9 protein-coding genes are annotated in these 12390 nt (G+C 35.9%); all 9 read left to right on the top strand.

Annotated features, from left to right (window positions below; all coding sequences use genetic code 11):
• The first annotated feature begins 14 nt into the window (after positions 1–14).
• The gene (cpsG, locus tag EDF73_RS02255; RefSeq protein ID WP_132725247.1) at positions 15–1391 is read left to right on the top strand and encodes a phosphomannomutase CpsG; all 1377 of its coding nucleotides are present in this window, start codon (positions 15–17) and stop codon (positions 1389–1391) included.
• 66 nt (positions 1392–1457) lie between these two features.
• A complete protein-coding gene (locus EDF73_RS02250) occupies positions 1458–2609 on the top strand; it encodes a glycosyltransferase family 4 protein (protein WP_132725244.1) in 1152 nt (383 codons plus the stop codon).
• Positions 2610–2712: 103 nt separating this feature from the next.
• Positions 2713–4140 (top strand): undecaprenyl-phosphate galactose phosphotransferase WbaP, encoded by a 1428-nt coding sequence (wbaP, locus tag EDF73_RS02245; protein WP_132725242.1) that lies wholly within the window; start codon positions 2713–2715, stop codon positions 4138–4140.
• A 156-nt stretch (positions 4141–4296) separates the two neighbouring features.
• Positions 4297–5352: a glycosyltransferase family 1 protein gene (locus tag EDF73_RS02240; protein WP_132725240.1), complete on the top strand. Its 1056-nt coding sequence runs from the start codon at positions 4297–4299 to the stop codon at positions 5350–5352.
• Positions 5353–5367: 15 nt separating this feature from the next.
• Complete coding sequence (locus tag EDF73_RS02235) at positions 5368–6396, top strand: cellulase family glycosylhydrolase (protein WP_132725238.1); 1029 nt, start codon at positions 5368–5370, stop codon at positions 6394–6396.
• Between the two features lie 154 nt (positions 6397–6550).
• Positions 6551–7687, top strand: a complete 1137-nt coding sequence (locus EDF73_RS02230) for an acyltransferase (protein WP_132725236.1) — start codon at positions 6551–6553, stop codon at positions 7685–7687.
• 191 nt (positions 7688–7878) lie between these two features.
• Positions 7879–9282, top strand: coding sequence for an NADP-dependent phosphogluconate dehydrogenase (gene gndA, locus EDF73_RS02225; protein ID WP_132725234.1), 1404 nt, complete (start codon positions 7879–7881; stop codon positions 9280–9282).
• Between the two features lie 233 nt (positions 9283–9515).
• A complete protein-coding gene (gene ugd, locus EDF73_RS02220) occupies positions 9516–10682 on the top strand; it encodes a UDP-glucose 6-dehydrogenase (RefSeq protein ID WP_132725228.1) in 1167 nt (388 codons plus the stop codon).
• Between the two features lie 629 nt (positions 10683–11311).
• A complete protein-coding gene (locus EDF73_RS02215) occupies positions 11312–12322 on the top strand; it encodes an acyltransferase (protein ID WP_132725226.1) in 1011 nt (336 codons plus the stop codon).
• Positions 12323–12390 lie beyond the last annotated feature (68 nt).

The raw sequence follows: 12390 nt of genomic DNA, 5'->3' as shown, positions 1-12390 counted from the left end.
TTAAGGAATATTATATGTCTAGCAAATTGACTTGTTTCAAAGCCTATGATATTCGTGGCATGTTGGATACTGAGTTGAATGAAGACATCGCATATCGTATTGGTCGTGCTTATGGTGAATTTTTAAAACCCAAAAAGATGGTTTTAGGAGGGGATGTTAGATTAACCAGTGAAGCTCTAAAACTAGCCTTAGCTAGAGGGCTTCAAGATGCTGGAGCTGATGTTATTGATATTGGTTTAGTAGGAACTGAGGAAATTTATTTTGCTACCTCATTCTTAGATGTTGATGGCGGTATAGAAGTTACCGCGAGTCATAATCCAATGAATTATAATGGGATGAAACTTGTTCGAGAACAATCTAAGCCAATAAGCGGGGACACAGGCTTACGAGATATTCAGAAACTAGCTGAAGACAATAATTTTCCATCTGTAATTGATTCTATTCGTGGAACTTATACAAGGATTTCGATCCTGGATGCTTATGTCGATAAGCTTTTAACATATGTTTCTTTATCGAAATTTTCTCGGCCGCTTAAACTTGTAATTAACTCAGGTAATGGCGCTGCGGGACATGTTATTGATGCTCTAGAAAGTAAGTTTAGAAAAGCTAATGCTCCAGTAGAGTTCATTAAAATCCATCATCAGCCAGATGGGAATTTTCCTAATGGGATTCCTAATCCGTTGTTACCAGAATGCCGACAGGATACTACAGATGCGGTAATCAAATATAATGCTGATATCGGAATAGCATTCGATGGAGATTTCGATAGGTGTTTCCTATTTGATGAGAAAGGTGAATTCATTGAGGGTTATTATATTGTTGGACTATTGGCCGAAGCTTTCTTAGAAAAAAGCCCCGGCTCACGGATTATTCATGATCCCCGCTTGAGTTGGAATACAGTAGATGTAGTCCAAAAATCTGGTGGTATTCCTGTTATGTCTAAAACTGGACATGCTTTTATTAAAGAAAGAATGCGGATAGAGGACGCCATTTATGGTGGTGAAATGAGTGCACACCACTATTTTAGAGATTTCTTTTATTGCGACAGTGGTATGATACCATGGCTACTGGTGGCAGAATTACTATGCATTAAATCCAGAACATTAAGTCAGTTAGTAGGTGACCGTATGAACTCCTATCCGGCATCAGGAGAAATTAATAGTTCATTAATTGATCCACAAGCTGCAATATCGCGTGTTTTAGATAAATATAAAAATAAAGCATTAGCAGTAGATTATACTGATGGTATCAGTATTGAATTTGCTGATTGGAGATTCAATTTAAGAAGTTCAAATACTGAACCAGTAGTGCGCTTGAACGTAGAATCAAGAGCAAATAAGGCTTTAATGCAACAAAAAACTACTGAAATTCTTGAAATTTTGCGTTCGTGAAGTCGAAAAGTAGGTAGTTCTCTACCTACTCTTGATTAACTCTTTTTAGTGCTAAGGTTAAATGTAATGCGAGATGCGGATATTGGTATCGTAGCTGATTGGCTTGTAACATATGCAGGCGCGGAAAAAGTAATTAAAGAATTTATAGATCTCTATCCAGAATCTAAATTGTATTCCGTAGTTGATTTCCTCTCAGAAAATGATAGACAGTTATTTAATGGAAAGATTGCGACTACTACTTTTGTTCAAAAACTACCGGGCGCTAAGACTAAGTATCAAAAATATCTTCCGTTGATGCCATTAGCTGTTGAGCAATTAGATGTTTCTAAACATGACATTATACTCTCAAGCAGCCATGCAGTGTCAAAAGGTATTCTAACTGGTCCTGATCAAATGCACATTTCATATGTACATTCTCCAATAAGATATGCTTGGGATCTTCAGCATCAATACTTAAAAGAAGCTAATCTTGATAAAGGTATAAAAGGGTTACTTGCTAAATGGCTATTGCATAAAATAAGACTATGGGATTACCGTACAGCAAATGGTGTCGATCATTTTATCGCAAATTCCCATTTTATTGCAAGACGTATAAATAAGGTATATGGGCGTCATGCTGATGTTATATACCCACCTGTTGATGTCGGTAGGTTTACTCTTCATGAAAATAAAGATGACTATTACTTCACTGCATCTCGCATGGTACCATATAAGCGTATAGATCTTATTGTTGAAGCATTCAGTCATATGCCAGATAAAAAGTTAGTAGTAATTGGTGATGGTTCTGAAATGTCAAAGATAAAATCAAAAGCGACTAAAAATATAAATATTTTAGGATATCAAGATAACACTGTTATGCAAGAACACATGCAAAAAGCTAAAGCATTTGTTTTTGCGGCAGAGGAAGATTTTGGCATTACGCCTGTAGAGGCTCAGGCATGTGGTACTCCAGTAATTGCTTTTGGTAAAGGTGGGGCCCTAGAAACGGTGCGACCGCATGATGTTATTGCACCTACGGGAGTTTTTTTTCATAATCAAGATGTACAATCACTTGTAGATGCAGTAAAAGAATTCGAAAACATGCAGCACATTTTTGAACCTAATGTATGTAGAAAAAATGCGATGCAATTTTCTGTAGAAAGATTTAAAAATGAAATGGATACCTATATTAATAATAGGTGGCTACAATTCCAAGAAATCAAAAGAATAAAATACTAGCAAATCGTCCCTATTCAGCTAATTGTAGTGTTTTCTATTAAACGCTACTAGTCAATATAAGTGAGCTCTCCATTTTATTGGATTCAACAGTTAGTGAGGATATATGACTCATCCGGGTAGAAACTTAAGTGCTAGTATACTACTGGCACTATCTGATTTTCTCAGTTTTACATTATCTATATACCTTGGGGTATTTACTACTTATGTGTTAGTGACTGATAGTGCATCATTGATTCAAGATAAACATATAAATGACTGGACTGCTTTACATTTTTGTCTTGGTTTATTTTGTGTTGCCTGGTATTCAATCAGATTGCGCCATTATTTTTATCGTAAAACTTTTTGGTTTGAACTCAAAGAAATATTGCGAACTCTAATTATAGTTTCGGCAATTGAAATAGCTGTTTTGGCCTTTGCCAATTGGTATTTATCATGGTACATCTGGGTTTTTACATGGCTGTATATTTTGCTATTTGTTCCCATATGTAGAATGTTGACTAAAAAGATTCTAAATACTTTTGGTTTTTGGAAACGCGATACTGTAATTATTGGTAATGGTAGAAATGCAATTGAAGCATGGAAGGCTATCAATGGTGAGAGCAACTTAGGTTTTAAAGTAGTAAAATTTATTGCGGCTGATGATGAAAAAAAACATTCATCAATTGAGGGAGTTCCTGTTGAATATTACTCCCCCACAGAATTATGTAAACATTTTGATCAGCAAACTCAGTTCATAGTTGCTCTAGAATCTACTCAGGGGAATTTACGAAATGATTGGTTGAGACTATTCATGATTAATGGGTATCGATATGTTTCAGTAATACCAACTTTGCGAGGGATTCCACTTGATAGTACTGATATGTCCTTTATCTTTAGTCATGAAGTAATGATATTCAGGGTTCATCAGAATTTGGCAAAGCTATCATCGAGAATGCTTAAAAGAACGTTTGATATATTAGGCTCATTAGCAATTATTTTAGTTAGTTCTCCACTTTTACTTTATATTGCCTTCAAAGTAAAAAAAGATAATGGACCAGCTATATACGGTCATGAACGTATAGGTAAGGGCGGTAGACCTTTTAAATGCTTGAAGTTTCGCTCCATGGTAACCAATTCTAAAGAGGTTCTTGATGAGCTTTTAAAATCTAATCCAGAAGCAAAAGAAGAATGGTATGCTACTTTTAAGTTAAAGGATGATCCTCGTATTACGGATATAGGTAAATTTTTGAGAAAAACAAGTCTCGATGAGTTACCTCAGTTGTTTAATGTGCTAAGAGGCGAAATGAGCCTTGTTGGTCCGCGGCCTATAATTACAGCTGAACTAGAAAGGTATTCAGATGAAGTGGATTACTATCTGCTGAGTAAACCTGGAATGACTGGGTTATGGCAGGTTAGCGGACGTAGTGATGTTGATTATGAAACTCGCGTTTATCTAGATGCTTGGTATGTGAAAAACTGGTCGATGTGGAATGATATAGCTATACTTTTTAAAACTATTGGGGTTGTATTAAAAAAAGATGGTGCTTACTAGTTATTATGATCTGCCAATTAGTGCAAATATACATTTATCATATTAAACAATTGCAAAGATGGCTTATATATAATCGTAATTTTGACGGTTTAGTGTACTATCTTTAGTTTGACATTTCACTCTATAATTTCATTTTTGTATAAGGAAAAATTCCTTGTGATTTATATAAATGCCAGATTTTTGTCACAAAAAATCACTGGTGTGCAGCGCTTTGCCAGAGAAATTTCGAAACAGCTTAACAAAATAAGGAATGATATCACTTTTTTAGTTCCATCAGTTAATGATGTAATTAATTTTGATGACTTAGAGGGAGGGGATATTTTAGAAGTGAAAGGGGGGAGTGGGCATTATTGGGAGCAAATAACTTTACCATTTTTTCTTCGCCAAAAACAATCTCCACTTTTGCTGAACTTATGTAATGCTGCACCAGCATTTTATCATAATCAAATTAGTACTATACATGATATAACATATTTAAAATATCCACAAAGTTATTCTTTAAAATTTCGAACCCTTTATGGTTTATTGACACCGTTATTGTTGCGTAATAGCAGGGCAATCCTTACAGTAAGTGATTTCTCGAAAAAGGACATTTCTGAACATTATAACTGTGATGAAGATAAAATATCAGTAATCTATAATTCTGTAAGTGATGTGTTTACGGGTAAGGATATAAAAAAAGATTCTTTTGGCATGCCTTATATTCTAGCAGTTTCTTCACAAAACTATCATAAGAATTTTCATGGTCTTATAAGGGCTTTCAGTAAGTATGATGGGGCGTTACAACTTAAAATAATTGGCGGAAAAACAAAAGCATTTAATGGCATCGATTTGACTTCTGAGGATAGTCGGATTTCATTTCTTGGTCGCGTCAGTGATGAAGAATTGGCTGAATTATATTCTAATGCGTCTTGCTTTATTTTCCCTTCACTCTATGAAGGCTTTGGTATACCCCCCTTAGAAGCTCAGGCGTGTGGATGTCCAGTTGTCTCATCAAATCGTGCATCTATGATTGAAGTTCTGGGAAGGAGTGCCATTTATTTTGACCCGGAGTCTGATAGCGAAATTTTAGAAGCGATTAACCAGATCACAACTGATTCTATTTTGCGTGAGAAATTAGTTCAATCTGGCTTTATTAATTTCAAGCGTTTTTCTTGGTACGATTCTGCATTCAAGATTAATACTATCATTAAGTCCTTAGAACACCAATAATTTTGGGAGATTAATATGATTAGACTGATGAAAGGTTTGTTGCTAATTTTAGTCTTTTGGCCGTTAATTGCCTTATCATCGATGGAAATTGGGGTGTGTACACATTTTGGGCGATATAAAAATGACCCGGCGGCATATCTTAGGCTATTAAAACAATATGGATTTACCTCTTTTAGAGGTGATTATGGATGGGGAGGTATTGAGGAGCAAAAAAATATATATAAGGTTAGTGACAGACTAAGAAAATCTGACCAGGCATTCATGGAGAGCTCTAATTACGGAATTTCTGGTATGCTGATTCTTGCTTATGGAAATAAGCATTATGATTCTGGAGGATACCCTTTATCTGAAGATGCAGTAAAAGGATTTGCTAACTATGCAGCTTGGACGGCAAAAAGATTTAAGGGTAAAGTTAAGTATTATGAAGTTTGGAATGAGTGGACAAATGGTACTGGTATACAAAGGTCTACTCGTGTGATTCCATCAGCAAATGACTATTTTAACTTAGTTAAGGCTACGAGTATTGCAATTAGACAAGTAGATCCATCTGCGATTGTCATAGCTGGAGGCTTTAATTCATTAAATGGTGTAAATAAAAAAACAGGTTTAACTGGTACTGAATGGTTTAATATATTAGTAGAAAAGGGCATTCTAAAATATATTGATGGAGTATCCATTCATCCATATTCATTTCAGCTTCCAGATGTTAAACTTAAAAGTGCTGCTGGTAACATAAATCAAATCGATAAATTCCATGAATATTTTAAAAGAAAATACAATGTAAATATTTCTGTGTATTTAACTGAATATGGTGTTCCTGTTTATAGTGGCGTCGGAGGAACTTCAGAAAGTATTGCAGCATTCACTATAAAAAATTATATTTCTGAGGCTAAGAAAAGAGATTATATAAAAGGTGTTTGGTTATATGACTTAATTGATGATGGTCCCGATAAATCTAACAGGGAACATAATTTTGGTCTTTTCAGACAGAATCTAAAACCTAAAACGGCTGCACTCGAATTACAGAAGTTAGATGAAAAATGAATCCCCTTTAAGTTTTTTAAAATTTATTAAGATTTTATTGTGGTCTTGATAAATAATATAATGGGTGACATGCTATTTATTTCAATTTTACAGCATGTTTTGGAAAAGGTTTTTAGAGTCTTTGTATCTAAACTCAATATTTTGTGGTGAATAGATGTCACAAAGCAAAAATTGGTCCCCCGAATTGGATGGATTACGTGGCTATGCTTCTTTATGGGTGTTACTTGGACATATATGTATTTTGACCCAATGTAACATTCCATTATTAAGTAATCCCGACCTTGGAGTTGATCTTTTTATTTTATTGTCAGGCTATTTGATGGCAAAAAACTATATTGAAAGACGTCATTTTGAACCATGGAATTCGTTAAAAACAATGTGCATTTTTTGGATAAGACGTTTTTTTCGAATCGCACCTCTTTACTATATTCTTTTGATTTTCGCTTTTTCTTTTGGTGAGTTATTTGGTCATTTTCGAGATAACATAGCAAGTGCTTGGCCTTTAACACAGACTGAAACCTCACGATACGCGGATTCGTCTTTTTTAAATATTATAACACACTACTCTTTTTTATTTGGTTTTATGCCTTATTATTCATTTAGGACAGTACTGCCTGATTGGAGTATCGGCCTTGAGATGCAATATTATGCAGTGTTCCCCTTTATTATGCTATTAATTACTAGGCTTGGATTTATTTATGCATCTATCACTATGATTCTTCTATGTATTATTAGCTCTTGTTTTTTTTCAGAGTATTTTTCTGCATTCGAAATGCCTTCGATGATACTATTTAAGCTACCACTTTTCATTTCTGGAATGCTTATATATAAAGCAGTTTCGGAAAGTAAAAAAATGTATGTATTAACTGCATTGTTATCACCTGTTACTGCATATGCTATGGGGTATTTTATTTCTCCAATTAGGATGGTTATTGAATGTTTCCTTATTATTGGTATGGCAATGCTGTTAATGCCATATGATAACAAGTGTCAAGCAAGGCATTTTGTTAAATTTATAAGAAAATTTCTATCGTTACGTCTTAGCCAGTTTCTTGGGGACGTATCTTACTCTGTGTATTTGTTACATTTGATGATAGTGATTCCGGTGATTGGAATACTGGTTCAATATACTGACTTTTTAAATTTAGCATCACCGATGCGTTTTATTCTTAGTGCATTAATATCTTTGCCGTTTACATACTGTATTGCTTTAAATCTGTTCAAATACGTTGAGAGAAATGGAATTATATTAGGACGGAAAATTATTAGAAATGCACTTGACAAAAGCTAAAGGGATTTTGATACTTATTCATTTGTTTGCTTAGTGATGTACGCTTTGATATATATGCTATACAATAGCTTCATTGTGACATACCATTTATAGATATTTTATGTCTATGCGCATTACTTACTTTAAGCTAATATAATTCTACTTTTAAGCTGCGAATGTGTCGCAGCGACCACACCAGACAGGAGTATGTAATGTCCAAGCAACAGATCGGGGTTGTCGGTATGGCAGTGATGGGGCGCAACCTTGCGCTCAACATCGAAAGCCGTGGTTATACCGTCTCTGTTTTCAACCGCTCCCGTGAAAAAACCGAAGAAGTGATTGCCGAGAACCCTGGCAAGAAACTGGTTCCATATTATACCGTCAAAGAGTTTGTTGAATCCCTTGAAACTCCTCGCCGTATCTTGTTAATGGTGAAAGCGGGTGCTGGTACGGATAGCGCGATTGACTCTCTTAAACCTTATCTCGATAAGGGTGATATCATTATTGATGGTGGCAACACTTTCTTCCAGGATACTATTCGTCGCAACCGCGAATTGTCTGCTGAAGGCTTTAACTTCATCGGTACTGGGGTTTCTGGTGGGGAAGAGGGCGCGCTGAAGGGTCCATCTATCATGCCTGGTGGGCAAAAAGAAGCTTATGAGCTGGTAGCGCCAATTCTTGAGCAGATCGCTGCTCGTGCAGAAGATGGTGAACCTTGTGTCGCCTATATTGGTGCCGACGGTGCTGGTCACTATGTGAAGATGGTTCATAACGGCATTGAGTATGGCGATATGCAGCTTATTGCGGAGGCATACGCTTTGCTGAAAGGTGGCCTTGCTCTGTCTAATGAAGAACTGGCAACAACCTTTACTGAGTGGAACGAAGGCGAACTCAGCAGCTACCTGATTGATATCACCAAAGACATCTTCACTAAAAAAGACGAGGAAGGAAAATACCTTGTTGATGTGATTCTTGATGAAGCTGCCAACAAAGGTACAGGTAAATGGACCAGCCAGAGTTCACTCGACCTGGGCGAACCGCTATCCCTGATTACTGAATCTGTCTTTGCGCGTTACATTTCTTCACTGAAGGACCAGCGTGTTGCCGCTTCTAAAGTCCTGACGGGTCCAAAAGCTCAAACGGCTGGTGATAAGGCTGAGTTTATCGAGAAAGTTCGTCGGGCTCTTTACCTTGGCAAAATTGTTTCCTATGCACAAGGCTTCTCTCAGTTGCGTGCTGCATCTGATGAATACAACTGGGATCTGAACTACGGTGAAATTGCCAAAATCTTCCGTGCCGGTTGCATCATTCGTGCTCAGTTTCTGCAGAAGATCACTGATGCTTACGAGCAGAATGTTTGTATCGCTAACCTGCTGCTGGCACCGTACTTCAAACAGATTGCTGATGAATATCAGCAGGCTTTGCGTGATGTAGTTGCTTATGCTGTGCAGAATGGTATACCGGTACCAACTTTTTCTGCTGCTATTGCATACTACGATAGTTATCGTTCTGCGGTTCTACCAGCCAACCTGATTCAGGCTCAGCGTGATTATTTCGGTGCTCATACTTATAAGCGCACTGATAAAGAAGGGGTATTCCATACTGACTGGCTGTAATAGCCTGAGTTAACTTATTGATATTTCAATCCCGGCGCTACTGTGTCGGGATTTTCTGGTTTCTTGTTATTTATTTAATAGCCTGAGTATTTTGTCTAGAATTTTCATAATATTCCTTAGTCATGTTAATTATATTCTTGACAGGTAATTTCTTTCGGAGTAAAACCGCACAGAGTAACATTAAATCGTGTGGCTAACGCCATCGGCTAGTTAACTGATGTAAGTGTAAACGAATGAAAATTACTATTGCTGGAACCGGTTATGTTGGTTTATCGAATGGCATCTTAATTGCGCAGCATCATGAAGTGGTTGCCTTAGATGTCATTCAGACCAAAATTGATATGCTTAATAAAAAGCACTCACCTATTGTCGACAAAGAAATTCAACAGTACCTGACTAACAAATCACTCAATTTTCGAGCTACTATAGATAAGCATGACGCTTATCAAGATGCTGATTATGTTATTATTGCTACCCCTACAGATTACGACCCGAACACAAATTACTTTAATACCTCTACCGTTGAAGGGGTCATTCGTGATGTCACGGAGATCAACCCGAACACGGTAATGATCATTAAATCGACAATCCCGGTTGGTTTTACTCGAGAAATTAAGAAACGCCTGGGAATTGATAACGTCATTTTCTCACCGGAGTTTCTGAGAGAAGGTCGCGCATTGTTTGATAACTTGTATCCCTCTCGTATCGTTATCGGTGAGCGTTCTGAACGTGCTGAGCGATTCGCAGAATTGCTGCGGGAAGGGGCGATAAAAAAAGATATTCCGATATTATTCACCGATTCGACCGAAGCAGAAGCGATAAAATTGTTTGCCAATACCTATCTGGCATTACGAGTTGCTTACTTTAACGAACTTGATAGCTATGCTGAAAGCCAAGGTCTGAACAGCAAGCAGATCATCGAAGGTGTTTGTCTTGATCCGCGTATTGGTAATCACTATAACAATCCTTCATTTGGTTATGGTGGTTATTGTTTACCAAAAGATACCAAACAGTTACTAGCAAATTATGAGTCGGTACCCAACAATATTATTGCGGCAATCGTTGATGCTAACCGTACGCGTAAAGATTTCATTGCAGACTCAATTCTGGCTCGTAAGCCTAAGGTCGTGGGTATCTATCGTTTAATCATGAAAAGCGGTTCTGATAACTTCCGTGCATCTTCTATTCAGGGAATAATGAAGCGTATAAAAGCAAAAGGGATCCCTGTCATCATTTATGAACCGGTGATGCAAGAAGATGAGTTTTTTCATTCGCGCGTAGTCCGTGACCTTACTGTTTTTAAGCACGAAGCTGATGTTATTGTTTCAAACAGAATGGCTGAAGAACTATCCGATGTTGCAGATAAAGTCTATACGAGAGACTTATTTGGAAATGATTGATTAGTTTTTATCAAGCCGACGAGTGTCGGCTTTATATTTTATGAAATCATGTGATTGCTATTTTAATTGTAGATTTTTGTTATGATTATGATTTTTAGTTAACATCTGAATTTGTATGTCGTTGGCATCTATAGGATTTAAATAATGCAATAGTTTACATTGATATTCTGATTTTTGAAGAGTGTATTGATGAATATACTCAGGGGATTCTAAAATATTATTTTTCGGTTGCTATTACTGATGGCAATCATGATAAAATTTCTTTCGTATGCATTGTATTTTGTTCAAATTCTACTTTATCGAATATATTAGGTGACGGGGAGGGGCTTAAAATAAACTGTGGCCCAAAAACAAGATGCATTAGAGTGGAACAAGTTTCGAAATGTTTGGTGCTAGGAAAAATTCCTGTGTAAATGCCTTATAGTTTTCGATATATCACTTTATGTCATTCAAACTTTTTTTCCTCTGCTGATGTAATACCTAACTTCGATGCTTATTAGTTAGAGAACCGGTATCTGTATGATTTTAATGCCAAACCAGCGGAATCATTAATTTGACATGATAAAATTAGTCGTTTTTTCTTAACTAATCGCAATTAATAATTCATTTTTATAAAACAGGATGCTTTCATGGGCAAGATTTCCTATATCCATTATCTAAGAGGAATAGCAGCTTTCTTTATCGTTGCAATTCACTTTAATTTATTTACAAATACTGAAACATTATCAGGTCGTATATTTTATTATTTTCTATCCGAATGGACAGCTATTTTTGTTTTGATCTCTGGTTTTTTATTTCAGCATTTGGTTCATAAGTATAAACCAAAAAAATTCTTTATTAATAAATTAAAAAATGTTCTTATCCCCTATTTTATTATATCGTTCCCAGTTATATTGATCTTTGCATTGAAATTAAAATCCGATCACCCATGGTTGGATTTAGATGAATTATATAGTCATTCTGCACTGTATATTATGTTGTTTTTCTATGCTACTGGTGCTCAAATGGCTCCTTTATGGTTTATACCTGTATTGACATTGATATTCTTAACGTCAAAACCATTGTCTATCCTTGCAAGAAATCAGTCATGGTTAGGTTTCGCAGCTTGTATTTCTGTAATTGTAATTATTTTTACTTCTCGTCCTGAACACAATTTAAATCCATTTTTAGCCTATTTCCATTTTTTACCGGTATATATTATTGGAATGTTCATTTGCTCAAAAAAAGACAGTTTAATAAAGCAAGATTATAAAAATATATTCTTGTTCATTTATTTATTGGCTCTTACTTCTTGCATAGTTTTAGGGCTTAATGCTAGCTATTCCGTAGTATCAAAAATTCCATTATTTTTGTATTTATGCATAGTCCTTGATCGTGATATAAAAAATGATAGACTTGCTGCGGTAATATCGGTTTTGGCTGATGTAAGTTTCTCAATTTATTTTATTCATGGCATATTTATTGGTGTAGTAAGAAGGGGGGGTAATTCGATAGCAAGTTACTTACATCACGATATAAGTAATATGGAAGGGATATTTTTGGCGTTATTGATTACTGCCGTCATCATTACGATGATAACTTTTTTTTGTGTTATAGTAAAAAGAACTACAACATATTCTAGAATGCTTATAGGCTCGTAGTTTGTCGTCTATTTATTAGTGTTTCGGTCAGTGTAGCCTTTGATATATTGATATTGGCCGATTACATT

Origin of the sequence: Klebsiella sp. BIGb0138, assembly GCF_004342285.1 — a bacterium.
GTDB lineage: Bacteria > Pseudomonadota > Gammaproteobacteria > Enterobacterales > Enterobacteriaceae > Klebsiella.
This window is presented reverse-complemented; position numbering and strand designations above follow the sequence as displayed.

What these genes read in the sequence shown, in the direction of transcription:
- EDF73_RS02250 (WP_132725244.1), top strand. Translation starts at nt 1,458, where the DNA reads ATGCGAGATGCGGATATTGGTATCGTAGCTGATTGGCTTGTAACATAT.
- EDF73_RS02215 (WP_132725226.1), top strand. Translation starts at nt 11,312, where the DNA reads ATGGGCAAGATTTCCTATATCCATTATCTAAGAGGAATAGCAGCTTTC.
- wbaP (WP_132725242.1), top strand. Translation starts at nt 2,713, where the DNA reads ATGACTCATCCGGGTAGAAACTTAAGTGCTAGTATACTACTGGCACTA.
- ugd (WP_132725228.1), top strand. Translation starts at nt 9,516, where the DNA reads ATGAAAATTACTATTGCTGGAACCGGTTATGTTGGTTTATCGAATGGC.
- EDF73_RS02235 (WP_132725238.1), top strand. Translation starts at nt 5,368, where the DNA reads ATGATTAGACTGATGAAAGGTTTGTTGCTAATTTTAGTCTTTTGGCCG.
- gndA (WP_132725234.1), top strand. Translation starts at nt 7,879, where the DNA reads ATGTCCAAGCAACAGATCGGGGTTGTCGGTATGGCAGTGATGGGGCGC.
- cpsG (WP_132725247.1), top strand. Translation starts at nt 15, where the DNA reads ATGTCTAGCAAATTGACTTGTTTCAAAGCCTATGATATTCGTGGCATG.
- EDF73_RS02230 (WP_132725236.1), top strand. Translation starts at nt 6,551, where the DNA reads ATGTCACAAAGCAAAAATTGGTCCCCCGAATTGGATGGATTACGTGGC.